Origin of the sequence: Pseudomonas fluorescens, assembly GCF_902497855.1 — a bacterium.
GTDB classification, from domain to species: domain Bacteria; phylum Pseudomonadota; class Gammaproteobacteria; order Pseudomonadales; family Pseudomonadaceae; genus Aquipseudomonas; species Aquipseudomonas fluorescens_BI.
The window spans coordinates 309,411-332,529 of record NZ_CABVHU010000005.1 but is presented as its reverse complement, the minus strand read 5'-3'; the positions used below and the strand labels follow the sequence as shown (position 1 = coordinate 332,529).

Annotated in this window: 19 protein-coding genes; 11 read left to right on the top strand and 8 right to left on the bottom strand. The window is 59.2% G+C overall.

Features of this window, described 5'->3' with window-relative positions:
- Positions 1-207: 207 nt before the first annotated feature.
- Together F8N96_RS13335 and F8N96_RS13325 are read right to left on the bottom strand one after the other, a co-directional pair.
- Positions 208-1,560 carry an imelysin family protein gene (locus F8N96_RS13335; RefSeq protein WP_150798191.1) on the bottom strand — a complete coding sequence of 451 codons (1,353 nt, stop codon included), beginning with the start codon at positions 1,558-1,560 and terminating at the stop codon, positions 208-210.
- Positions 1,561-1,780: 220 nt separating this feature from the next.
- Positions 1,781-3,886 carry a putative bifunctional diguanylate cyclase/phosphodiesterase gene (locus F8N96_RS13325; protein WP_412071811.1) on the bottom strand — a complete coding sequence of 702 codons (2,106 nt, stop codon included), beginning with the start codon at positions 3,884-3,886 and terminating at the stop codon, positions 1,781-1,783.
- A 1,389-nt stretch (positions 3,887-5,275) separates the two neighbouring features.
- Between F8N96_RS13325 and F8N96_RS13315 the strand changes: the two genes are divergently transcribed.
- Together F8N96_RS13315 and F8N96_RS13310 are read left to right on the top strand one after the other, a co-directional pair.
- Positions 5,276-5,542 (top strand): DUF6124 family protein, encoded by a 267-nt coding sequence (locus F8N96_RS13315; RefSeq protein WP_150798189.1) that lies wholly within the window; start codon positions 5,276-5,278, stop codon positions 5,540-5,542.
- Between the two features lie 449 nt (positions 5,543-5,991).
- Positions 5,992-6,462, top strand: coding sequence for an OsmC family protein (locus tag F8N96_RS13310; protein ID WP_150798188.1), 471 nt, complete (start codon positions 5,992-5,994; stop codon positions 6,460-6,462).
- Between the two features lie 168 nt (positions 6,463-6,630).
- On the opposite strand, the gene F8N96_RS13305 is transcribed toward F8N96_RS13310, so the two are convergent.
- The 3 genes from F8N96_RS13305 to F8N96_RS13295 all read right to left on the bottom strand — a co-directional run bounded on the left by F8N96_RS13305 (position 6,631) and on the right by F8N96_RS13295 (position 8,413).
- Entirely contained in the window at positions 6,631-7,227 is a 597-nt protein-coding gene (locus F8N96_RS13305; protein ID WP_150798187.1) for a superoxide dismutase, read from the bottom strand.
- 176 nt (positions 7,228-7,403) lie between these two features.
- Positions 7,404-8,006, bottom strand: a complete 603-nt coding sequence (locus tag F8N96_RS13300; RefSeq protein ID WP_150798186.1) for a LysE/ArgO family amino acid transporter — start codon at positions 8,004-8,006, stop codon at positions 7,404-7,406.
- A 5-nt stretch (positions 8,007-8,011) separates the two neighbouring features.
- Positions 8,012-8,413: an ACT domain-containing protein gene (locus F8N96_RS13295; RefSeq protein ID WP_150798185.1), complete on the bottom strand. Its 402-nt coding sequence runs from the start codon at positions 8,411-8,413 to the stop codon at positions 8,012-8,014.
- Positions 8,414-8,508: 95 nt separating this feature from the next.
- On the opposite strand from F8N96_RS13295, the gene F8N96_RS13290 reads away from it, so the two are divergent.
- The 3 genes from F8N96_RS13290 (at position 8,509) to F8N96_RS13280 (ending at position 11,428) form a co-directional block, all read left to right on the top strand.
- Positions 8,509-9,402 carry a LysR family transcriptional regulator ArgP gene (locus tag F8N96_RS13290; protein ID WP_150798184.1) on the top strand — a complete coding sequence of 298 codons (894 nt, stop codon included), beginning with the start codon at positions 8,509-8,511 and terminating at the stop codon, positions 9,400-9,402.
- A 54-nt stretch (positions 9,403-9,456) separates the two neighbouring features.
- Positions 9,457-10,449, top strand: coding sequence for an NAD-dependent epimerase/dehydratase family protein (locus F8N96_RS13285; protein WP_150763722.1), 993 nt, complete (start codon positions 9,457-9,459; stop codon positions 10,447-10,449).
- A 106-nt stretch (positions 10,450-10,555) separates the two neighbouring features.
- Positions 10,556-11,428, top strand: a complete 873-nt coding sequence (locus F8N96_RS13280; protein WP_150798183.1) for an ATPase — start codon at positions 10,556-10,558, stop codon at positions 11,426-11,428.
- A gap of 367 nt (positions 11,429-11,795) precedes the next feature.
- On the opposite strand, the gene F8N96_RS13270 is transcribed toward F8N96_RS13280, so the two are convergent.
- Positions 11,796-13,313 (bottom strand): MDR family MFS transporter, encoded by a 1,518-nt coding sequence (locus F8N96_RS13270; protein WP_150798182.1) that lies wholly within the window; start codon positions 13,311-13,313, stop codon positions 11,796-11,798.
- A gap of 317 nt (positions 13,314-13,630) precedes the next feature.
- Here F8N96_RS13270 and F8N96_RS13265 point away from each other — a divergent pair, with 317 nt between their 5' ends.
- The gene (locus F8N96_RS13265; RefSeq protein ID WP_150798181.1) at positions 13,631-14,527 is read left to right on the top strand and encodes a helix-turn-helix domain-containing protein; all 897 of its coding nucleotides are present in this window, start codon (positions 13,631-13,633) and stop codon (positions 14,525-14,527) included.
- 9 nt (positions 14,528-14,536) lie between these two features.
- Here the strand turns inward: F8N96_RS13265 and F8N96_RS35050 are convergent, their stop codons facing one another.
- Positions 14,537-14,713 carry a hypothetical protein gene (locus tag F8N96_RS35050; protein ID WP_191630662.1) on the bottom strand — a complete coding sequence of 59 codons (177 nt, stop codon included), beginning with the start codon at positions 14,711-14,713 and terminating at the stop codon, positions 14,537-14,539.
- 441 nt (positions 14,714-15,154) lie between these two features.
- Between F8N96_RS35050 and F8N96_RS13260 the strand changes: the two genes are divergently transcribed.
- Together F8N96_RS13260 and F8N96_RS13255 are read left to right on the top strand one after the other, a co-directional pair.
- Positions 15,155-16,387 carry an alpha-xenorhabdolysin family binary toxin subunit A gene (locus F8N96_RS13260; RefSeq protein WP_191635348.1) on the top strand — a complete coding sequence of 411 codons (1,233 nt, stop codon included), beginning with the start codon at positions 15,155-15,157 and terminating at the stop codon, positions 16,385-16,387.
- A 35-nt stretch (positions 16,388-16,422) separates the two neighbouring features.
- On the top strand, positions 16,423-17,445 hold the full coding sequence (locus F8N96_RS13255) for an alpha-xenorhabdolysin family binary toxin subunit B (protein ID WP_191635347.1): 1,023 nt from the start codon (positions 16,423-16,425) through the stop codon (positions 17,443-17,445).
- Between the two features lie 13 nt (positions 17,446-17,458).
- Here the strand turns inward: F8N96_RS13255 and F8N96_RS13250 are convergent, their stop codons facing one another.
- Positions 17,459-18,343: a LysR substrate-binding domain-containing protein gene (locus F8N96_RS13250; protein WP_150798178.1), complete on the bottom strand. Its 885-nt coding sequence runs from the start codon at positions 18,341-18,343 to the stop codon at positions 17,459-17,461.
- Positions 18,344-18,502: 159 nt separating this feature from the next.
- Here F8N96_RS13250 and F8N96_RS13245 point away from each other — a divergent pair, with 159 nt between their 5' ends.
- The 3 genes from F8N96_RS13245 (at position 18,503) to F8N96_RS13235 (ending at position 22,968) form a co-directional block, all read left to right on the top strand.
- On the top strand, positions 18,503-20,140 hold the full coding sequence (locus F8N96_RS13245; protein WP_150798177.1) for a 5-guanidino-2-oxopentanoate decarboxylase: 1,638 nt from the start codon (positions 18,503-18,505) through the stop codon (positions 20,138-20,140).
- Positions 20,137-21,585 carry an aldehyde dehydrogenase family protein gene (locus F8N96_RS13240; protein ID WP_150798176.1) on the top strand — a complete coding sequence of 483 codons (1,449 nt, stop codon included), beginning with the start codon at positions 20,137-20,139 and terminating at the stop codon, positions 21,583-21,585. The genes F8N96_RS13245 and F8N96_RS13240 overlap by 4 nt, the downstream gene beginning before the upstream one ends.
- 279 nt (positions 21,586-21,864) lie before the next feature.
- Positions 21,865-22,968 carry an ABC transporter substrate-binding protein gene (locus tag F8N96_RS13235; RefSeq protein WP_150798175.1) on the top strand — a complete coding sequence of 368 codons (1,104 nt, stop codon included), beginning with the start codon at positions 21,865-21,867 and terminating at the stop codon, positions 22,966-22,968.
- Positions 22,969-23,119: the final 151 nt, after the last annotated feature.

Sequence of the window (23,119 nt, the reverse complement as noted above, 5' to 3'; positions counted from 1 at the left end):
GAGGAATTATCGTTTGGTTGATGTAGGGCAACTGATCGTTCCCACGCTCTGCGTGGGAATGCAGCCCGTGACGCTCCGCGTCACATCCAGAGCCGAACGCGGAGCGTCCGTTGAGGCATTCCCACGCAGAGCGTGGGAACGATCGGCGTGAGGCGAGGGGCATGAAAAAGGCGACCGAAGGTCGCCTTTTTATTCAGCCAGCGTTGATCAGAACTCGTGATCGGCATTGTCCGGGTTCAGGTCGCTGATGCCCAGTTTGCCAGCGGCCGCTTCGATCGAGCCGGTCTGCTTGACCAGGGAAGCGATAGCGTCACGGACGATCTGGTTGCCGGCCGTGTTGCCGGCGGCGATCAGTTGGTCGTAGTGCTCACCCTTGTTGGCGTGATCGACGATGACCTGCATCTTCGCTTCGGTCGCCGCCAGGTCGGCCTTGAGTGCGGTGTCGGCGGCCGGGTCGGCCTTGGCCACCAGGGAGGACAGGCTGGCGCCGGCCATTTTGGTGCCGTCGACACGGGTGTATTCGCCCAGGTAGATGTTGCGGATACCCTTGGCGTCGTAGAACTGCGAGTTATGGGTGTTGTCGCTGAAGCAGTCGTGTTCGTCTTCCGGGGAGTTGGCTTCCAGGGAAACCTTCATGCGCTCACCCGCCAGTTCGCCCAGGGACAGGCTGCCCATGCCGAACAGCATTTTGCGCAGGCCGCTTTCAGCCGGTTCCGCTTCCAGGGTGGCGCGGTAGTTGTCGGACACGTTCGGCTTCCAGTTACCGACCATCTCTTCCAGGTCGCTGACCAGCAGTTGGGTCACGGACTTCAGGTAGGCGCGACGACGGTCGTTGTGACCGCCAGTGGCACCGGCGCCTTCCAGGTAGTCGGAAGCCGGACGGTTGCCGGCGCCAGGGCCGGTGCCGTTCAGGTCCTGGCCCCACAGCAGGAATTCGATGGCATGGTAACCGGTGGCGACGTTCGCCTCGGAACCGCCCAGCTCGTTCAGGCTGGCGAGTTTTTCCGGGGTGATGTCCTTGACGTCGATCTTGTCTTCGCCGACCTGGACTTCAGTGTTGGCGATGATATTGGCGGTGGCGCCCGGGTTGCCCAGCGCGTGTTCGTAGGATTTGTCGACGTAGTCGATCAGGCCTTCGTCCAGAGGCCAGGCGTTCACCTGACCTTCCCAGTCGTCGATGATGGTGTTGCCGAAGCGGAACACTTCGCTCTGCAGGTAAGGCACGCGAGCGGCGACCCAGGCGGCCTTGGCGGCTTTCAGGGTGTCGGCGTCCGGCTTGGCGAGGAAGGCGTCGACGGCGGTTTGCAGGGTTTTCGCGGTGGATTCGGCATCGCTGTAAACGGCGAAGACGATGTCGGCGTAATGCGCGACAACGGCTTTGGCAGCGGCTTCGTCGACTTTACTGGCAGCAGCAGGCGCAACGGCTGGAGCCGGCGCCGTGGTGGTGGCAGCTGGAGTAGGCGCTTGCGGAGCGGCAGCCTTGTCTTTGCCTTCGCCACAACCGGCGAGGGAAATAGCGATGGCCAACAGACTGGCGGTAGCCAGAGGCATACGAATCATGGCGAACATCCTGCTTCGAGAGGGGGTGGAATGGCGCAGCAAAGGCGCAAAACTGCGACATAATGCAAATCTTTCGCATTATGTGTAAAGGGTTGTACCTGGAAATATTTCTTATTCACACGGGTCATCGCACCCTGTAGGAGCTGGCTTGCCAGCGAAGGCGGCCTGACACTCAACATTGATGTTGACTGACCCACCGCTTTCGCTGGCAAGCCAGCTCCTACAGGGAAATCTTGAACCCCGCCACATTACTGCGCTGCGCCAGCTTGAGATAAGCGCTCAACTCCCGCGCCGGCAAGGGTTTGCTGTACAGATAGCCCTGACCCTCATGACAGCCTTCGGAGATGATATAGGCCTCCTGCTCGACGGTTTCCACGCCTTCGGCAATCACCTGCATGCCCAGGCTCTTGCCCAGCTGGATGATGGCCCGAACGATGGTTGCATCGTCGTCGTCGTCGAGCAGGTCCTGCACGAAGCTCTTGTCGATCTTGATCTTGTCCAGCGGCAGGCTTTTCAGATAGCTCAGCGACGAATAGCCGGTGCCGAAGTCGTCGATCGCGATCAGTGCGCCGGAGCGACGCAGGCTCAGCAGGTGTTGGGCGGCAGTGCTGATGTCTTCCATCAGGCCGGTTTCGGTGACTTCCAGCTCCAGGCTGCGCGGCGGCAGGCGATACATCTGCAGCAGGTTGTTGACCACCCGTGGCAGCTCGGCGTGGTGCAACTGCACGGTAGACAGGTTGACCGCCATGCGCAGGTCGGCGAAACCCTGGTCGTGCCAGTCGCGCAATTGCTTGCAGGACTGATCCAGTACCCATTCACCGATGGCGATGATGGTGCCGTTTTGCTCGGCCAGCGGAATGAACAGGTCGGGGGGCACCATCCCGTGCTCGGGATGCTGCCAGCGAATCAACGCCTCGACGCCCACCACCCGGTGATCGCGGTAGCTGATCTGCGGTTGGTAGACGAGGTAGAACTGGTTACGGGCCAGGGCATCGCGCAGGTCTTTTTCCAGTTCGCGCCGGCGCCGCATCTCGGTATCGACACTGGCGATATAGAACTGATACCGGTTGCGCGAGCGGGTCTTGGCCAGGGTCATGGTTTGCTCGGCCTTTTGCAGCAGCTTTTCGGTGCTGTCGCCGTCCTCGGGGAACAGGGTGATGCCGATGGTGGCGCGCAGGCGGATCTCTTGATGATCGAGGGCGAACGGCGCTTCCAGGTCATCGAGAATGCTTTGGGCCAGCTCGGCCGCTTCGTAGGGTTGTTCGATATCGGCCTGAACCAGGGCGAACTGGTCGCCACCCAGGCGGGCGAGGGCGCCGAGACGACCGCTGTGGGCCCGCAGGCGATCGGCCAGGGCCAGCAGCAGCTGATCGCCGGTCTGGTAACTGAACTGTTCGTTGATGCTCTTGAAATCATCGAGACCGACACAGAGCACCGCGACCCGCCGCTGCAATTTGCCGGCGTCGGTCAGGATCCTGTCCAGTTGCTGCTGCAATTGCTGGCGGTTGGGCAGGCCGGTGAGGAAATCGTACTGGGCCATGCGCAGCAGGCTGTTCTCCGCTTCGTGACGCAGATGGGTATTGCGCTCGATGGACTCGAGCAACTGATTGGCGGTGTTGATCCAGATCCCCAGTTCGTTTGTCTCGTGGCCTTTGAGCTGTGGGATCTTGTGTGCGCTGGGACGATCCGGATTGATTTCGGTCAGGTGCTCGATGATGCGCGACAGCGGTTTGGTCAGTAGCCAGTGGTAGACCAGGTACAGCACCAGTGCCATGGCCAGCGCGCGCAATACGCCGGAAATGAAGATGATCACCGAATTGACGATAAACCCCTGGCCGTAAGTCGCGGTGTCGAGGGTGATGCTCAGGTCGCCGTAATATTCGCTGTAGGGACCGCGACCCACCAGTTGGGTGGTGAAGGTGCGTTCCTGGCCGAGGATCAGGTCGGTCAGCCAGCGACTGCTGGATTGCTGCAACTCACGGGATTTTTGCGCGAGCATGGCCTCGTTGGGATGGCCGATGGAGGCCTGGCGCACGGCGTCGTCCTGGAACAGGCCTTCGATGACCTGCATGCCCATTTCCCGGTCCAGGCTGTAGACGGCCTGGGTCGAGGGGTCGCGGAACATGTCGAGGATGCGCTGGGCATCGCCGGCCACGGCCTGACGTGTTTTATAAGCGTCGAAAACGATCTGCGCGCAGCTCAAGACCACGCCGACGATCAATGCCGACAGGAGCACGACCCGGAGCAACTTCACCGACAAGCTGTTCTTGAGTTCCAGCTTCAAAGAGTCATTCCTTGTTCCGTGCGGGTAGCATCCAGTTGCCATGAGTATTGGCAATCCGGTGATGGCAGTCAAAGGGACAATCCAACACAGGGCCATTTGCCTGTGGGTTGGCCGAAATGCTGTTGCCGGGAGTGATTTCCCTATCAGTACTGTGTCGGTTGTCGAGTCCTTCAACTTGAGGGGGGATTTTGACTTATTTTCCTTCTGGTAGATGTTAGACGGCTGTGGCGCAGGGGCAAGGGGCTGGGTGCGGGATTGGTGTGGTTTTACTGAAGGAGCTGCCGAAGGCTGCGATTTTTTGATCTTGGCGGCCTGGTAGCCGACCAGGTTCTTGGTGACGGTGTGCATATCCGTTGCTGCGGTAACGGCCACTTAGGGTTTCGCCCTTACGGCGACTCACTTTTTTTCAAACGCCAAAAAAAAGTAAGCAAAAAAAGGCTCGCCCCAAGCGTCCGGCCCCTCGCTAAGGCTCGGCGTTCCTTCGCTCCGGTATTCCTCCGGGGACACAGCCCGCAGGTTGGCTTCGCGACGACCTACATGCAGCGTGTTCGACTGCGTCGAACGGCGCTACGCGCCACTCCCCGGATGAACACCTCCACTCAGCCTCCCGAAGGGGCGGGTGGATCAAGATCAAGAGCTGCAGGCGAGCTAACGCTCGGCCTGATGAGTGGTGAGAAGCGCGGGTGTACCGGACCCTTGTGGGAGCGAGCCTGCTCGCGATGGTCGTGAACGATAACGCGTGTTTACTGGTTAAACGCGGCGCTCTCGAGTCCATCGCGAGCGAGCTCGCTCCTACAATCTCCTTAACTGACCGGCATTGAGGCTTGCCCGCCGCACTGATTTGCGGATGTACACGAAACCCCTGTAGGAGCGAGGCTTGCCCGCGAAGACGGCCTGACAGCCAACCTGATTTCAGAAATGCACCCGTACCCCTTGTAGGAGCGAGCCTGCTCGCGAAGACGGCCTGCCAGCCGACTTGATTCGGATCGCCGCACCGCAGCAAAGACGACCAGCCAGCCGACCTGATTTCACGGATGTCCCCGATTGATCGTTCCCACGCTCCGCGTGGGAATGCAGCCAGGGACGCTCCGCGTTCCGCTTTTGTGTGTTTATTCAGCTATAAAAACGCCAGACGTTTCCCACACGGTTTTCAGGTTGCCTGTCGGAAGCGGACTCAATAGCCTCTAACTGTCGCTGAAAACTCAGCGATCGGGCGTGAGAACCCGGCAAATTATGGTCATCCAGAGCCAGTAACCGCATAATCGCCGCCAGCTTATACGCTGGCCGTCGACGCGTTATGGCGGCTGTGTGCGGGCAGACTTCGGTCTGGCCGGGTGTCCATAACCGGTTTTCTCACCTCGCACATAGCTGCCACCTCTTCGCCGTGTGAGAAACGGCAATGGGTGGCGCCACTGCAAGAGGCTTGTTTTAATGGACAAATTAATTCCCGATCCCCCCTTCGAAACCGCCAGACCCTATCGCCCCAACACCCTCTTCATGATCGTCCCGGACATGGATACCGAATCTCTCCTCGCCCATGCCTGCGAGTCATTAGCTTCAGCCAACGTCATCGCCAGTGATTTCGCCACGTACTTGAGCGGCCCCCAACGCAATACTGCGCTAGCCATCGCGCAGATCATCATGTTGGCGGAGCTGGCGGTGAATCGGGCGCTGGATAACATCGATCCGCAGGGGTAAGCATCCAGTCTGTTTGACCCCGTTATCGTCTGTACCGGTCCGACTTTCTTGTGAAGTCGGGCCTACTAGAGTCAGCGTATCTTTCAGTTGTCCGAGCGTAAAACCTTGAATTTATTAATTGTTTGCATTTGGAGTGCTTAGCTGTAGGAGTCGAACTACATAAGTATGCGAAATGTCGTACGAGGATTTTGATTGACCTACTTCCAATTGCGCCTATTATTGATTTTGCACTTAATGATATAAATGATTAAAAAATACTGCAGGCCGGGTTTAAAAAAAATCATAGGCTTATAGTATTTTATCGCTGCTCTGAGGCTATGTTTGGTCGGTGCAGAACCAAATTAAACCGCCCCGCTTGCTTTATCTTAAAGCTCAAAAATTCTAACGAAAAGGCCGTTTATCAAAACGCCTCAACCAGTTCCAAGTTTTGACCCGCGAGAGAGCACTACATGAGTGAACACAGCTACCAAGTCGAAATCCGCTGGACCGGCAATCGCGGCGTGGGCACGTCTGCTTATGGCGCTTACGATCGAGATTATACCGTCACATCCAAAGGCAAACCTGTCCTGCAAGGATCGTCAGACCCCGCATTTTTGGGCGATCCCGCCAAATGGAATCCAGAAGATATGCTGGTAGCGTCGATTGCCGCTTGCCACAAGTTATGGTATTTGCATTTATGCGCCATCAATAAGATTGTAGTCACTGGTTACGTTGATAACGCGGTGGGCTTCATGGTGGATGAACACCCTACTCGTAAAGGGCATTTCACCAAGGTGATATTGCATCCGGAAGTTGAGATTACTTTGAATTCAGACAGAGTGCTCGCCGGTAAGCTACATGAACAGGCTCACCGTGAGTGCTTTTTGGCAAATTCCGTCAATTTTGAGATTCAGTGCGAACCCTTAATTAGGTCATTGTGATTGTAACGAAACCCGGGCAATCATTTTTTAATAGAGAGAGCTTGACGAACGCTACCGTACATTGCTCGAAGTTTCGTGTGCGGCGGATAATACAGTCGGATGGGGTGACTCAAGTTCCGCACATAAAAAACCCGGCTAAAAAGCCGGGTTTTCTGACTGGCATCGATCTTAAGCAGTAAAGGTTTTACCTTCAAACTGCTCAGCCACGAACTTCCAGTTGACCAGGTTCCAGAACGCCTCAACATACTTCGGACGCAGGTTGCGGTAGTCGATGTAGTAGGCGTGTTCCCAGACGTCGCAGGTCAGCAGCGGGGTGTCGCCGCTGGTCAGCGGGTTGCCGGCGCCGATGGTGCTGGCCAGGGCCAGGGAACCGTCAGCTTTTTTCACCAGCCAACCCCAACCGGAACCGAAGGTGCCGATCGACGTTTTGCTGAACTCTTCCTTGAACTTGTCGAACGAACCGAACGAAGCATTGATTGCCTCAGCCAGTGCGCCGCTTGGCTGACCGCCGGCGTTTGGCGCCAGGCAGTTCCAGTAGAAGGTGTGGTTCCAGACCTGAGCGGCGTTGTTGAAGATGCCGCCCGAGGAAGTCTTGACGATTTCTTCCAGGGTCTTGCCTTCGAACTCGGTGCCTGGCACCAGGTTGTTCAGGTTCACGACATAGGTGTTGTGGTGCTTGTCGTGGTGGTATTCCAGGGTTTCCTTGGAAATATGCGGCTGCAGGGCATCGTGTGCGTACGGCAGCGGCGGCAATTCGAAAGCCATGATGATTCTCCTAATCAGGTCAGTTGCGGTGAGCGCAAGGCCGATCACGGGCGGCCAAACTAGCGCCGGGGAGTTTGTACTCTTTGCGGCGCAGGGTTCGGATCATAGCACCGGGGGTGCGGCATAACCACGCAACAACTGTGTGGAATAGAGGTTCCAGAGCCTTTTGGAATAAATCAGCCGGCACTGATTAATTGGAACGCTACGGTGAACATCATCACGGCCACCAACAGGTCAAGAACTCGCCAGGTGCTTGGTCGCGCCAACCACGGCGCCAGCCATGCAGCACCGAGCGCCAAGGTGAAAAACCACAACAACGACGCACTTGCCGCCCCCACGACATAGGCGCCGGGTTCCGTTTGCTGGGCGCCGAGGGAGCCGATCAGCAGCACGGTATCCAGATAGACGTGCGGGTTGAGCAAGGTCACGGCCAGGGCGCTGAGCATGACGGCCCGAAGCGAGCGGACGGTCTGGTTTTCGCCTTGTTGCAGGCTTTGTTTCGAGCAGGCCCGGCGCAACGCCAGGCTGCCGTACCACAGCAGAAACGCCGCGCCACCCCAACGGGCAAAGGCCAGCAGGGTCGGGTTCTGCGCCAGCACCGTCGCCAGGCCGAATACCCCGGCCGCCACCAGTAACGCATCACACGTCACGCAGAGTGCCGCCACCGGCAGGTGATGTTCGCGCCGCAGGCTCTGGGCCAGCACAAAAGCGTTCTGGGTGCCGATCGCCATGATCAGCCCCGCGGCCACCAACAGGCCGTTCACATAGCTTTGCCACATAAGGTTTACTCCGCGTTGGCTGCCAGGTCCCGCAACACCTGCATGGCCCGTTCGGCATCGGCCAGGCCGACGAACAGGTGGTCGTGGTAGTAGCCGGCGATCACGTTGCAGCTGATGCCGGCCTGGCCCAATGCGCTGGCGAACGCGGCAGTCAGGCCGACGGCTTCGAGGGCCGAGTGCACGTTCAGGGTGATCCAGGCCGCGAGGTAGTCGAAACTGAAACCAGCCTTCTCGGCGTGGGCGCGCTCGAGAATCACGGTCAGCCCTTCCTGTTCGCGGAAACTGCCGAGGATCTCCAGGCCGCCAGGCAATTTGCCGTCGCGCAGGGTGCAGAACACGTATTCGCCAGCGTTGAGTTGCGGGCTCATGCTGCGCAGCAGGGTTGCCAGTGAAGTTTCGCCAGCCATGTCGATGTTCCTTGTTCAAAGTGCTTGCTGGCAATTCTGCGGTGCATTGTTGTATAAGAAAAACCAATAATGCTGATCGCTCATTAGGAAAACTGATGTTCGACTATAAATTGCTTTCTGCCTTGGCCGCGGTGGTCGAGCAGGCCGGATTCGAACGCGCGGCGCAGGTGCTGGGTTTGTCCCAATCGGCCATCTCCCAGCGCATCAAGTTGTTGGAGGCGCGGGTTGGCCAGCCGGTGTTGGTACGGGTGACGCCACCGGCCCCGACGGACATCGGCCGGCGGCTGCTCAACCATGTGCAGCAAGTGCGTTTGCTTGAGCGGGATCTGCAAACGCTGGTGCCGGCCCTGGACGAAGAAGGGCTGCCGGAACGCCTGCGCATCGCCCTGAATGCCGACAGCCTGGCCACCTGGTGGGCGGTGGCGGTGGGCGACTTCTGTGCCGAGCACCATCTGCTGTTGGACCTGGTGGTCGAAGACCAGACCGTCGGCCTCAAACGCATGCGTGCGGGCGAGGTGGCCGCCTGCGTCTGCGCCAGCGAGCGCCCGGTGGCTGGCGCGCGCAGTGAGTTGCTGGGGGCGATGCGCTATCGCGCGCTCGCCAGCCCGGCCTTCATTGCCCGGCATTTTCCCCAAGGTGTGCGAGCCGACCAGTTGGCCCGGACCCCGGCGCTGGTCTTCGGTCCGGACGACTTCCTGCAGCATCGCTACCTGGCCTCACTGGGGGTGGACGGCGGTTTTGAACACCATTTATGTCCATCGTCCGAAGGCTTTATCCGTCTCACGGAGGCGGGCCTCGGTTGGGGGTTGGTGCCTGAACTGCAGGTGCGCGATCAGCTGGAGCGAGGCGTATTGCGCGAGCTTTTGCCAGATAAGCCGATCGATGTGCCGCTGTACTGGCATCATTGGCGCAATGGCGGTCAGCTGTTGGGGTTGCTCACCGATCAATTGGTGCGCTCATCGAAGCAATGGCTGGTGCCGTTGGACTGACGGCCAGCGTCAAGACCTCACGCACTACGCAAAACGAAATATTCGGAGCAATTCATGAAGATTCTGGTTACCGGCGCCAGCGGGTTCATTGGCGGGCGCTTTGCGCGTTTCGCCTTGGAACAGGGCCTGGACGTGCGGGTCAACGGTCGCCGGGCCGAGAGCGTGGAACACCTGGTGCGCCGTGGCGCCGAGTTCATCCAGGGCGACCTGAGTGACCCGCAACTGGCGCGTGACCTGTGCCGCGACGTCGAGGCGGTAGTCCATTGCGCTGGCGCTGTCGGGTTGTGGGGACGCTACCAGGACTTTCATCAAGGCAACGTACAGGTCACCGAAAACGTGGTCGAAGCCTGCCTGAAACAGCGAGTTCGGCGACTGGTGCACTTGTCGTCGCCATCGATCTATTTCGATGGCCGCGATCATCTGGGATTGACCGAAGACCAGGTGCCCAAGCGCTTCAAACACCCCTACGCGGCGACCAAATACCTGGCCGAGCAAAAGGTTTTCGGTGCCCAGGAATTCGGCCTCGAAACCCTGGCCTTGCGCCCACGCTTCGTGACGGGTGCCGGCGACATGAGTATTTTCCCAAGGTTGCTGAACATGCAACGCAAAGGTCGCCTGGCAATCATCGGCAACGGTTTGAACAAAGTGGATTTCACCAGCGTGCAGAACCTGAATGAAGCGTTGCTCAGCAGCTTGCTGGCGACGGGCTCAGCCCTGGGCAAGGCCTACAACATCAGCAACGGTGCGCCGGTGCCGTTGTGGGATGTGGTCAATTACGTGATGCGCAAGATGGACGTGCCACAGGTCACCCGCCACCGTTCCTTCGGTCTGGGCTACACCGTGGCGGCGCTCAACGAAGGCGTGTGCAAGCTGTGGCCGGGCCGCCCCGAACCGACCCTGTCGCGACTGGGGATGCAGGTCATGAATAAAAATTTCACCCTGGACATCAGCCGGGCGCGGCACTATCTGGATTACGATCCGAAAGTCAGTCTCTGGACGGCGCTGGATGAGTTCTGTGGCTGGTGGAAGGCTCAGGACATCCACTGAAAAAGCCGGTAATGAACCGAGTACGGGGGTTCAGGGTCAATCGGTGCGGCAGTGGGGGTTATACTCGCCGCATCAAGCCATCACCGCGTCCACAAAGGTTGACTCAATGTCCATGCGTAACGATGCCAACGACGACTTCGACGATGTACCGAGCCTGCGTGCCGATAGCCTCGACGACGATGATTTCGTACCCACCACCCGCACCGCGGTGCGTTCGCGCCCGACACCGGTGGCCAAGGTCAAAGGTCCGAGCACCGGCCCGTTGTGGGCGCTGGTCGGCGCCTTGTTTTTTGCGTTCGCCGGCCTGGCCTGGTGGAGCTTTCAGCAAATCTCGCTGATGGAGCAGCAACTGGTGGCGACCCAGGAAAGCTTCGCCCGTATCAGTGAGGACGCGGCGGGGCGCCTGCAGGACATTTCCGGCAAGGTGGTCGCCAGCCAGACCAATGTCAGCAGCGACAGCGAAGCCCTGAAACTGCAGATCAAACAGCTGGAAAGCAAGCTTCAGGACCAGGGCAGGCAGCAGCAGGGTGTCGCCGGCCAGACCTCCGAGCTGGACAAGCGTCTGGCGCAGATGACGGCGCAAACCACCGAGCTGGATAAGCGACTGGCGCAATTGACCGCCCAGAACACTGAACAACAGAGCGCCAACACGCAGTTGCAGGCGCAGGTCAGAGCCTTGAACGGTGAATTGGCCGCGCTGAAAAGTGCCCCGGCCGACACCAGCAAGATTGACGTTCAGCTCAAAAGCCTCGGCGCCGACATCGCCGCGCTGAAGAAGCAAGGCAACCCGAGCGCTGCCATCGATCGTCTGGAGCAAGACATGCTTGTGCTCAAGAGCCAGCAGGACAATCGTCCGAGTGCGGCCCAAGGCGCCACCACCGCCGAATTCGACGCCTTCCGTGGCCAGGTCACGCGCAACATCAACACCCTGCAGGCGCAGATTCAGACGCTGGCGCAGCAGCTGCGGGCCCGGCAGTAGGAGCGAGGCTTGCCCGCGAACCAGGCGCTGCGGTGTATCTGCTGCACCGCGTCATCGTTCTTCGCCTGTAGGAGCGAGGCTTGCCCGCGAACCAGGCGCTGCGGTGTATCTGCTGCACCGCGTCATCGTTCTTCGCCGGCAAGCCTGGCTCCTACAGGCGAACCAGGCGCTGCGGTGTATCTGCTGCACCGCGTCATCATTCTTCGCCGGCAAGCCTGGCTCCTACAGGCGAACCAGGCGCTGCGGTGTATCTGCTGCACCGCGTCATCATTCTTCGCCGGCAAGCCTGGCTCCTACAGGCGAACCAGGCGCTGCAGCGTATCTGCTGCACCGCGTCATCGTTCTTCGCCGGCAAGCCTGGCTCCTACTACCGAACCTTATCCTCCCGCCCCCGCAACACCCTGTTCGGCATGGCAATCGCCGCGGCCAGCCCCAGCAGCGACACCGCCGCACTCACCATCAGCAAATGCCGAAAGGTCAGCAGCAACTCCGCGCGCAAGGCATTCTGCGCCTCCCCCGGCGCAGCGTTCAAACCATCCAGCAAGACATTCCCCGAACTGCCCTCGGCAACCAATGACGAGCCCGCCAGGTGAGCGAAACCGGAATCCTGCAATAGCGCCAGCAACAGCGCTGACATCCACGCCACGCCCACGGCGCCGCCCAATGAGCGGAACAGGTTAGTGGTGCTGGTGGCCACACCGATGTCCCGCTGATTAACCGCGTTCTGCGTCCCCACCAACGAAGTCGGGAACTGCATGCCTGAGGCGATACCGCTGAGCAACATGAACAGGCTGCTCAACAAAAAGGCCTGGGGCGCACTGAGTGCCATGCCCAGAATCGACACCGGCATGAGCATGGCGCCGGTCAGGATCATCGGTTTGTAGCGCCCGGTCACCGAGGTTCGGCGCCCGGCGAAATACGCCCCGATCGGCAAGCCTATGGCCAATGGCAGCAGGTGCAGCGCGGCACTGTCGGCCCCGGCGCCCGTGACACTCTGGAAGCGCAGCGGCATCAGCACAATCAGCGAGATCGCCTGGAAACTGGTAAAGAAAATCGTGCACCAGCACAGGATTGCGGTGCGGTTGGCGAACAAATGCATCGGCAGCAACGGCTCCCGCGCCCGACGTTCATGCCAGACAAACAACCCCAGGACCACGACCGAGCAGGCGAGCAGGCCCAACACTTCGGCACTGCGCCAGGCATGGCCCTGGCCGACCTCGGTGATGCCCAGCAACAAGGCGGTCAAGCCGATGATCATCAATAACGTGCCGACGTAATCGATGATCGGTTTGCGTTGCGGCACCGGCAGCCCCACCAGTGTGCGATGGGCCACCAGCCACGCGCCCAGGCCCAGCGGCAGATTGATCAGGAACACCCAGCGCCATGACAGGTATTCGGTCATGTAGCCACCGAGCACCGGGCCGGCGACACTGGCCACTGCGTACATGCTGCTGAAATAACCCTGATAACGACCGCGTTCCCTGGGCGGCACGATGTCGCCGATGATTGCCTGGCTGACCGAAATCATCCCCCCGGCACCAATGCCCTGGAAAATCCGCGCCAGTACCAGTTGCTCCATGCTCTGCGCCAGGCCGCAGAACAACGAAGCCAGCGTAAACAAGCCCATGCCGAACAGCATCAAATTGCGGCGACCGTACAGATCGCCCAATTTGCCGTAGATCGGCACTGCAACGGTCATGGCCACCATGTAGCCGGAAATGACCCAGGCCAACAGGCTGACGTCCTTGAATTGCGCGGAGATGGCCGGCATTGAAACGGCGACGATAGTCTGGTCCAGCGCGCCGAGAAATATGGCCAGCATCAGGGCGATCAACACGCTGCGAATGGCCGGCTTGGGCGTATCAGGCTGGTTGAGGTTGGTCACGGTAGAACCTGCGGGCGGTGATTGGCACCCGCCAGGCGCAAGACGAGCGGGTAAGTGCTCGCCAGTGTAAGTCGGTAGTAGGCTATTCGATAGCCTCGTACGGAAGTCCGACGGCATTTTCTGCGATGGTTTTTCGGGCCGCTTCAGAATCGACACACTACTCGAGTGCCGATTCGGCGATGCGCTGATACTTTTTATGGATCGAGTGCTTGCATTTTTCGCTTGCGGGTCTGTCAATTGAAGGTGAAAACTGAGCCCGAACATTCTGCCAATCGGTGCGATTATCGCCCGCCACCCCTGAGGCCTGGATTGAAGTGATGAACAAGCCTGACCTGCCTTCGATTCCAGTGTTCAAGCTCTACGGTGAAAGCCTGGACTGGCCGACCCCGGACTTGCTGCACTGTGAAACCATTTCCAAACGCAGCCGCGAACACCAATGGGAAATCAAACCCCATCGCCACGCCGATTTATGCCAGTTGCTCTTCGTATTCAAAGGTCAGGCAGAGCTTGAAATCGAAGGCAAGCGCACGCAACTGCCCGAGCCGGCGATCCAGATCCTGCCACCGTTGTCAGTACACGGCTTTCGCTTTTCCGAGGACGTCGAAGGGTTTGTCGTGACCCTCGCCGCGCCGCTGGTCGCCCATCTGCAGGCGCAACTGGGCAACGGGGTGAACGCCTTGGCCCAGGCGGAAAGTTATCCGGCGGGCAAGGACGGCGAATACCTCAATAGCCTGTTTTTCGCCCTGCAAAACGAGTACACAGGCCATCAACCGGCGCGGGAAATGCTCATGCATTCATTGGTCAGCGTGATCATGGTGTGGGTCAGCCGCCAGGTGCTTCAGCGCCGCGCCGCCAGCCAGCGTCCACAGCGAGCACGGGAATACCTCAACGGTTTTATTCAACTGGTGGAAGAAACCTATCGCCAGCATGTCAAGGTCGAGGACCTGGCGCATCGCCTGGGGATTTCCGTGTCCCACCTCAACGGCACGTGCCGTGAGCTGGCGGGGCAACCGGCGTTGCAGATCATGCATGAACGTCAGTTGCTGGAGGCCAAGCGCTTGCTGACCTACACCAGCATGACCATTTATGAAATGTCCGAGTTGTTGGGGTTTTCCGATCCGACCAACTTCACGCGCCTGTTCCGCCGCCGGGTGGGAATTTCGCCCAAGGCTTTTCGCGACCGCTTGAAGGCCGATCAGGGCAACGAGACCTGATCCCCTTCGTCAGCGGAGGGCGTTGAGGGTCGCGTTGTGGGGCATGCAGCGCTCGAAGTTGCAGCTCGCGGCTTCACGGGGCAGTTGGCGCAACTGCTCGACGCGCCAGGCCGCCGTGCCATACAGCGCAAACGTGGCCGCGCAGGTGATGAAAATCGCGAGGTACCTTCTTGTTTTGATGTTCATGGCGTTGACCTCTGCACAAATACCCTTGGGTATTACTTTGAGCATAGGTCAGCGCCGGTGAGATGCCAGTGATGTGGCCTGCGCACGTAACCCGATATTCAGAACGCTGATACCCACCTGTAAACGCTGATCCCCTGTAGGGGCTGGATTGCCAGCGAAAGCAATCCGTTGGTGTGTACATTTTTATTTGTAATAAGAGTGTGTCAGTCAGGTGTTTTTTATATTTTTATTCAATTCGTTAGTTTTTCTTTTTTGTTAAGTGAAAAATCACAGTGTCATGGGTTTGATTTCCTACGATGCGTGTCGTTGCGATGAAGTTGATAGGGGGTGTTGTAAAAAGATATTGTCGGTTTCGCCACTGTTAGTGGTTAATGGATGAGCGTCCGGTAATGTGGCTTATCGATTTTAATTAAAATGGTTGAAGCTGTAAGGAGTGCCAATATGAAACAGGATCAGGAACAGGAAAGCAAGTTGACACGTACTGCATTGGTGGCGGTGACACAGTTGCATGGATTGAACACGCTCACAGAAGCAGCAAAATACGTGCCCGTTCAATATTTTGGTGTGATGGCGGGAACTGATGCGCCAGATTACAAAGATGGAACTTTTATTGTGAAAAGGGCCAATCTTGACGCCATCAAACGCTATGTCCAGGCAAGTTTGAAAGAATCGGTCGACCTGAGCGCAATCGAGCAGCAGCTTGGATACACGAGGATCGGTGTGGCCGGGCTTGAGCCTGCTGATTTTCAGCAGTTGAACCAGAGAATTCGTGAGCACGCACTTTCCTGGGCGACACTGGAGCGCGATACCAAGGATCTTGGCGCGCGGCTGGATCTTTTCGCCAAAGGCTTCATCAACACGGGGCGGCAGGTGATCAGTCATTTGGAAAAATTTGACGGTTATCAGAATTTAAGCGGTACGATCGATACCTTGTCAGAGTCGGAGCTTGAAAAACTGAAACATATCCCGCTGGGTGACTCAGACATTGAAAAAGTACACAAGCTGGACAAATATTTCAACTGGATGAAAAAGGATATCGAAAACTTTTGTTATTACATCGAGGCAGTCAAGGATCTGGCAGTCGAATTTTCCCGCAAAATTACAGAAGATCTCCTGCCAACAGTGAATACCAAGTTATCCTATGTTGAGAGGGCGGGTGTCGAGGTGCCCGCGAAGATAAATGACATCAAGGCTCGGATTAAAGAGTTGGATGTACGAATCGCCGAGAAGATCTCAGAGTATGACAGCCTGGTCGGTTACGCCTTTGCCGGCCTGGTGTTCGGCCCCCTCGGCGTTGCCATTACCGGAGGCATATTCGGCTCCCAGGCGGAAACTGTCAGGAGCCAGAAAAACGCGTTGATCCAAGACCGATCCGAACTGTTGAAAGAAATGGTCGGTGCAAACAGTTCATTATTGTTAAGTGATTTGGCTGGACGCTTGACTAATATGAAAGCGCTGATGATAGATGCAGAAGAAGGTGCGAAAAATCTGGAAGATGTGTGGGCGATTATTTGGCTCAATGTCGTGGAGTCCGCGGACCGATTGGCTACAGCCAATAACGCATTGGATTTGAATCTGCTGGTTCTGGACTTGCAGGCAGTGGTTGAGCCTTGGGACGTTATTCGAGGGCACGCCAATAACTTGTCCAGGGTTTTCAATGAAACGGTTGGTTGAGTTTTCTATTTGATATTTCAAGGATGGAGGTGTTCATGATGAACAATACTATTAACGATGCACAGGGTTATACGACCCCCGACAGACAGGCCATGAAAGCCAGTCAGACTCATTTCAATACCTTGGTGGCCGATCAGACGTTTGCCTTTCTGCCTGCCATACAAGGCAAGGCGTTGTATGCGCGCGATCAGCTTAATACCTATGATCGAAGCCTCGGCGACCATTTGAAGCGAACCATTGCATCGCTGAACAACGTCGGGTTCAACAGTACCCTGGCGCGTCTCGAAGAGATCCAGACTCTGCCGATCGCAGCGGCCAGTCTGCGTGAAGAGAAGAGTATCGAGCTTGTGAAGTATTGCGCGGGTCGTGTGGAAGGCGCACGGGGGCCGGTAGAAACGGCCGCGGGGTATTTGCGACAGGCGTTAAACGAACTTGGTGCCATCGGTTTCGCCGAGGAGGGTGCCGAACTTTTACGTATCCAGGTGGGTCGCCGCGCTGGTCTGGAGCAACAAATAGCGGGACTACGGGACGACCGGGCAAAACTTCAGGAGGAAAAGCGCGTCATTGATGCCCAGATTGAAAAGCTTCAGGCACCGGGATGGCGGGGGCTTTCTAAAAAACTGATTCCCAGTGCAAAGGACATCGAGTCGGCCATCAAGGTGGTGACTACTCCAGCGCCGGATCGTGAATTTCTTGAACAGGTGCTTGCCCGCCTCAATGGCAATCTGGAAGGGATTGAAAATGGGCGCTGTTACTCAAACCTGACGCAGGCACGAGACGGTGTTCGGAGCCGGCTGGACAAGCTGCAAAAAGAGCTGACGGATACCGACTCCCAGCTCCAGGATGCAGCCAGTCAACTGCAGAAACTCGAAGCCATCAAAACCCTAGATCAAGTCATTGCAAACTGGGGGCGGGAGGCACAGAAAATACTGGCTGCGTATGAACAGTTTTTACAAGCGAATCCGCCGTCATTGATAGTCGATGTACCATCGATTCAGGCGATGGCCGGGCGCTACACAGCGACAGTGAATTTCCTTGGGTCCATTTCCTGGCGATGAGTGCCTGCCAGGCCTAGGACATGGCCCGCGCCTGAGCCTGCAGCCAATCGAGCAACTCGGTCAATGGACCACTCGGGACGGGACGTTCAGGGTGAACAATGTAATACGCCAACCCCGTGCGTACTTTCAGTTCAAAGGGCATTACCAACCGGCCCGCCCGCAAGTCATCGCCGATCAACGACCAGTCGCCGATCGCGACCCCTGTACCCTGGGAGGCCATCGACATGGCCAGATCCAGTGTTTCGAAATGCTGCCCCTTGCCGACGTTGCTCAAGTGAACGTCGGCAGTTTTGAGCCAGGCTTTCCAGTCCCGCTCATCGCTGGTCGGATGCAGTAACAGGTGTCGCTCCAGATCAGCCGGAGTGAAGAGTGGTACCGGACCTTCGAGCAGGGGTCTGGAGCAAACTGGCGTCAGTTGTTCATCGAACAAATGATGGGCCACCAATGCACTGTCGGGCGGTGCGCCATACATCACCGCCGCATCAAACTGCTCGCGCTGAAAATCCACCCCATGCTTCACCGTTGTAGTCAGCTCTACCGGCACATCCGGACGTTCCCGTTGCCACTGCAACAGCCGCGGCAACAACCAGCGCATGACACAGGTCGGCGCCTTGAGTTGCAGGGTTTCGCGCTTCTCGCCGATCTGCTCCACCGCGTCGTCGATCAAGCCGAAAATCTGCTGGACCCGTGGCAGCCACTCCCGTCCTTCGGCGGTCAGGTCCAAGCCCCGGGCCTGGCGAATGAACAGTTCATATCCCAGATGATCTTCCAGCCCGGCGATCTGCCGACTCACCGCGCCTTGGGTGATGTACAGCTGCTCGGCGGCCCGGGTGAAGTTGCAGCACTGCGCGGTGATCAGAAAAGTGTGCAGCGCCGGCAGGGGAGGCAATCGTTTCATTGGGATCCAAGGTATGACGTGAGGTCATGGCTAGTATGACTTTTTATCCATTGTTGAGGGTAGGTGTCGCCCGTTCCAATGAGGCCATCCCTGGACCTGCCGACTCATCATAAACACAGCGCAGGCCCGGCGTCTCAAACGAACAAGAAGGGCAATGACATGGCGACGTGCGGCGAAGTATTGGTCAAGTTACTCGAAGATTACGGTGTGGAGCAGGTGTTCGGCATCCCCGGGGTCCACACCGTGGAGCTGTACCGCGGACTGGCCTGTTCGAGCATCAACCACGTCACGCCGCGTCACGAACAGGGCGCCGGTTTCATGGCTGACGGCTATGCGCGCACCAGTGGCAAGCCTGGCGTGTGCTTTATCATCACCGGCCCGGGCATGACCAACATCACCACCGCCATGGGCCAGGCCTACGCCGATTCGATCCCGATGCTGGTGATCTCCAGCGTGCAAACCCGCAACCAGTTGGGCGGCGGTCGCGGCAAGCTCCACGAGCTGCCGAACCAGAGCGCCCTGGTCGGCGGTGTGGCGGCGTTTTCCCACACCCTGATGTCGGCGTCCGAGTTGCCGGGTGTGCTGGCCCGTGCCTTTGCCCTGTTCCAGGCCGGTCGTCCGCGTCCGGTGCACATCGAAATCCCATTGGACGTGCTGGTCGAAGAGGCCGATGACCTGCTTGCCAGCCTGCCAGTGAACATCGACCGCGCCGGCGCTTCGCCGAGCGCGATCAGTCGCATGACCGAGTTGCTCGCCGGTGCCAGGCGCCCGTTGATTCTCGCCGGTGGCGGCGCCATCGATGCGGCCGCCGAGTTGACTGAGCTGGCCGAACTGTTGGACGCACCGGTGGCCCTGACCATCAATGCCAAAGGCATGCTCGAATCCAACCACCCGTTGCTGATCGGTTCGACCCAGAGTCTGGTTGCCACTCGCGCGTTGGTCGCCGAGGCCGACGTGGTATTGGCGATCGGCACCGAACTGGCCGAGACCGACTACGACGTGACCTTCGCCGGTGGTTTCGAGATTCCTGGCAAATTGCTGCGGGTGGACATCGACCCGGACCAGACCGTGCGCAACTATCCGCCGCACGTGGCGCTGGTATCGGACTCGCGCAATGCGGCCCAAGCCTTGCTCACCGCGCTGTCCCACAAGTCGCTGGCCGAGCGCCGCAACGATTGGGGCCAGGTGCGTGCTGCACGCTTGCGCGAAGAACTCGCCGCCACCTGGGACGCGCCGACCCTGGCGCAGACGCGCTTCCTGGAAACCGTCCTGCATGAGCTGCCGGCCGCCGTTTTTGTCGGCGATTCGACCCAACCGGTCTACACCGGCAACCTGACGTTCAACCCGGAGCGTCCGCGTCGCTGGTTCAACTCGTCCACCGGTTACGGCACCCTCGGCTATGCGTTGCCGGCAGCGATTGGCGCCTGGCTCGGTGGCAGTGCTGAAAAGGGTGTTCGGCCTCCAGTGGTGTGCCTGATCGGCGACGGCGGCCTGCAATTCACCCTGCCGGAACTGGCCAGCGCCGTTGAAGCGCGCACCCCGGTGATTGTCCTGCTGTGGAATAACCAGGGCTACGAAGAGATCAAGAAATACATGGTCAACCGCGCCATCGAGCCGGTCGGCGTGGACATCTATACCCCGGACTTCATCGGCGTGGCCAAGGCGCTGGGCTGTGCCGCCGAAGCCGTCAACGGGGTCGAGCAGCTGCGCAGCGCACTGCGCGCCGCCGCCGATCGCCAAGGCCCGACGCTGATCGAAATCGACCAGACCCAGTGGATGCAGGCGGTGTCGAAATGAGTTTTCCTACCAGGCTCGATGGGCTCTACATCAATGGTCAATGGTCGGCCGGCAGCGAACATTTGCGGGTGATCAACCCCGCGACCGAAGCCTTGTTGACCACCGTCAATGGCGGCGATGAACGCGCTGTCGATCAAGCCGTCAGTGCAGCGACCGAAGCCTTCAAGGACTGGTCGACCACCACCGGCGCCGAGCGTGGTGCGATCCTGCGCAAGATCGCCGCGGGTGTGCAGGCCGGTCGCGAGCAGTTGATGCACTTGCAGTCGAGCAACAATGGCAAGCCGCTGTTCGAAGCGGCCATCGACGTTGATGACGTGATCGCCACGTTCGAGTATTACGCCGGGCTGGCCGAAGGCCTCGACGGGAAACAGGACAGCGCGGTCGAGTTGCCTACCGACGATTTCAGCGCCCGCCTGCGCCGCGAACCCTGCGGTGTGGTCGGCCTGATCGTGCCGTGGAATTTCCCGATGGTCACCACCGCCTGGAAACTCGCCCCGGCGTTGGCCGCCGGCTGCTGCGTGGTGCTCAAGCCTTCCGAAGTGACCCCGCTGCCGGAGCTGAAACTGGCGGCGATCATCGCCGGGGCAGGCCTGCCCAAGGGCGTGTTCAACCTGGTCTGCGGCACGGGCCTGGCGGTCGGTGCGCCGCTGTCGGCTGATCCGCGAATCGCCAAGATCTCCTTCACCGGCAGTAATGCGGTCGGCGTGCAAGTGATGCAACGGGCAGCGGAAACGGTGAAGGGCGTCAGCCTGGAACTGGGTGGTAAATCCTCGCTGCTGGTACTCGCCGATGCCGATCTCGAACTGGCCGCTGAAGTGGCCTGTGGCGGCGGTTTCTTCAACGCCGGGCAGATGTGTTCGGCCACCAGCCGCGTGCTGGTCGCCGATGAATTGGCCGATGAGTTCCTATCGAAACTGAAAGCCCGCGCCGAAGCGATTCGTGTGGCCGACCCGTTCGACCCGAACGTGGAAATGGGCGCACTGGTCAATCAGGCGCAATACCAGCGTGTGCTCGGCCACATCGATCGCGGTCTGAGTGCCGGCGCCAAACTGATGTGCGGCGGCAATCGTCCGGCGGACCTGCCGCGCGGCTATTTTTTGCAGCCGACGATTTTCACCGATGTGCCCCTGGACAGTGCGCTGTGGTGTGAAGAAATTTTTGGCCCGGTGATCTGCGTGCGCAGTTTTGCCAGCGAAGCAGAGGCGATTGCCCTGGCCAATGACAGCCAGTTTGGCCTGGTGGCCAGCGTCGTCACTCGCGACACCGAGGCCGCGGATCGGGTCGCCAATGCCTTGCAGGCGGGGCTGGTGTGGATCAACGCGCCGCAAGTGATCTTCCCGCAGACCGCCTGGGGTGGCTACAAGCAGAGCAGCATCGGCCGTGAATTGGGCCCGTGGGGCTTGCAGGCCTTTCAGGAAATCAAACACGTGATTCGGGCGCTCTGACGGCCCCCTGTAGGAGCCGGCTTGCTGGCGAAGGCGTCGTCATGGGCGGCGCCAGGCTTGAGGCTGCTTTCGCTGGCAAGCCAGCTCCTACAGGGAGGCATGCGCCAGCGTCATGGCTTCAATGAGTTTTTATCGATAGTCAGCTGTTTTGCACGACCTCAGGATGAAGCTGTCGGCGCCGCTCCTGCCCTTTGAAACCGGGGGCTTCAAGCAGCTCCGACCGCGCGGATGCAAGGGTTGCGACCCACCTCATACTTACAAAAACAAAGGGAGTCCTTCATGGGCGAGCATGATCTGAACCGACGTCAATTCATCAAAACCGTGGGTGTGGCGTCCGTAGCCGCAGCGGCCATGAGCCTGCCCTTCGTCCGGGCCAATGCCAGCGATACGCGCTTCCAGGGCAAGACCCTGCGCCTGCTGACCTGGTCCGATGACACCGGCCTGGCCGCACTGCGCAACATCGCAGCGACCTTCGAAGACAAGTACGGTTGCAAAGTCATCGCCGACCGCACCGGCAGCACCTCGGAAATGGTCGCCAAACTCAAGGCTGCCGGTGAGCGTCCGCAGTACGACGTCATCACCCTGGCCGGCGTTGGCGCCGAAGGCCTGGCCGCCGCCGGGCTGCTGGAAAAACCCGACCTCAACCGCATTCCCAACCTGGTCGACGTGCCGGAGAAATACCGCACCGGCGCCAGTGGCCACGGCATCGGTTACCTGCTGTGGTGCAACAGTCTTGTCTACAGCACCCGCACCGTGAAGGAAGCGCCGCAGAGCTATGCCGCCCTGTGGGACGCGGACCTGTCGCCGAACATCTTCCTGCCGCCACCGAACTGGACCGAGGCCATGGACCTGATCATCATCGCCGCCAAACTGGCCGGTGGTGACGAACACAACATCGAGCCGGGCTTCAAGAAGCTCGCCGAACTCAAGGATCGCGTGGTGACCCTGGGTGAAAACCCGAACCAGATCGCCGAACTGTTCCGCACCGGTTCCCTGGACATGGGCGGGTTGTACGCGCCGGCGTTCTTCCCGAAACAGATCCGCGACCCGGCCTACGGTCTGGGCGCCACCTTCGGCATGAAGGAAGGCTTCTACACCGACCTGATGCTGTCGGTGATGCCGAAGAATCGTCCGGGCGATACCGACCTGGTCTACGCCTTCATCAACCACTCCCTGGACCCGCTGGTGCAAGGCAAGATGGCCGAGGACATCTACAACGGTCCGGTCAATGCCAAGGCAATCATCTCCGCCGAAGCGCGCAAGAGCCCGTACATCCTCACGCCGGAGCAGATTGCCGAGAAGGCGATCATGCACGACAACGCCTTCCTGGCCTCCGTGCATGACCAATGGATTCGCCGCTACACGGAAATCTTTTCTTCCTGATCTGTAGGAGCGAGCTTGCTCCGGGCGGCGTTCCGACGATGGACGTTAACGATGACGAGGGCTGCCTGGATAAACGCGGCGCCCTTACGTCCTTCGCGAGCAAGCTCGCTCCTACAACAGGGGATAGGGTTGACACCCCGCGTCCGTGTCC

Coding starts and splice junctions, on each gene's coding strand:
- F8N96_RS13335 (WP_150798191.1), bottom strand. CDS start 1,560: ATGATTCGTATGCCTCTGGCTACCGCCAGTCTGTTGGCCATCGCTATT.
- F8N96_RS13325 (WP_412071811.1), bottom strand. CDS start 3,886: ATGGCAACTGGATGCTACCCGCACGGAACAAGGAATGACTCTTTGAAG.
- F8N96_RS13315 (WP_150798189.1), top strand. CDS start 5,276: ATGGACAAATTAATTCCCGATCCCCCCTTCGAAACCGCCAGACCCTAT.
- F8N96_RS13310 (WP_150798188.1), top strand. CDS start 5,992: ATGAGTGAACACAGCTACCAAGTCGAAATCCGCTGGACCGGCAATCGC.
- F8N96_RS13305 (WP_150798187.1), bottom strand. CDS start 7,227: ATGGCTTTCGAATTGCCGCCGCTGCCGTACGCACACGATGCCCTGCAG.
- F8N96_RS13300 (WP_150798186.1), bottom strand. CDS start 8,006: ATGTGGCAAAGCTATGTGAACGGCCTGTTGGTGGCCGCGGGGCTGATC.
- F8N96_RS13295 (WP_150798185.1), bottom strand. CDS start 8,413: ATGGCTGGCGAAACTTCACTGGCAACCCTGCTGCGCAGCATGAGCCCG.
- F8N96_RS13290 (WP_150798184.1), top strand. CDS start 8,509: ATGTTCGACTATAAATTGCTTTCTGCCTTGGCCGCGGTGGTCGAGCAG.
- F8N96_RS13285 (WP_150763722.1), top strand. CDS start 9,457: ATGAAGATTCTGGTTACCGGCGCCAGCGGGTTCATTGGCGGGCGCTTT.
- F8N96_RS13280 (WP_150798183.1), top strand. CDS start 10,556: ATGTCCATGCGTAACGATGCCAACGACGACTTCGACGATGTACCGAGC.
- F8N96_RS13265 (WP_150798181.1), top strand. CDS start 13,631: ATGAACAAGCCTGACCTGCCTTCGATTCCAGTGTTCAAGCTCTACGGT.
- F8N96_RS35050 (WP_191630662.1), bottom strand. CDS start 14,713: ATGAACATCAAAACAAGAAGGTACCTCGCGATTTTCATCACCTGCGCG.
- F8N96_RS13260 (WP_191635348.1), top strand. CDS start 15,155: ATGAAACAGGATCAGGAACAGGAAAGCAAGTTGACACGTACTGCATTG.
- F8N96_RS13255 (WP_191635347.1), top strand. CDS start 16,423: ATGATGAACAATACTATTAACGATGCACAGGGTTATACGACCCCCGAC.
- F8N96_RS13250 (WP_150798178.1), bottom strand. CDS start 18,343: ATGAAACGATTGCCTCCCCTGCCGGCGCTGCACACTTTTCTGATCACC.
- F8N96_RS13245 (WP_150798177.1), top strand. CDS start 18,503: ATGGCGACGTGCGGCGAAGTATTGGTCAAGTTACTCGAAGATTACGGT.
- F8N96_RS13240 (WP_150798176.1), top strand. CDS start 20,137: ATGAGTTTTCCTACCAGGCTCGATGGGCTCTACATCAATGGTCAATGG.
- F8N96_RS13235 (WP_150798175.1), top strand. CDS start 21,865: ATGGGCGAGCATGATCTGAACCGACGTCAATTCATCAAAACCGTGGGT.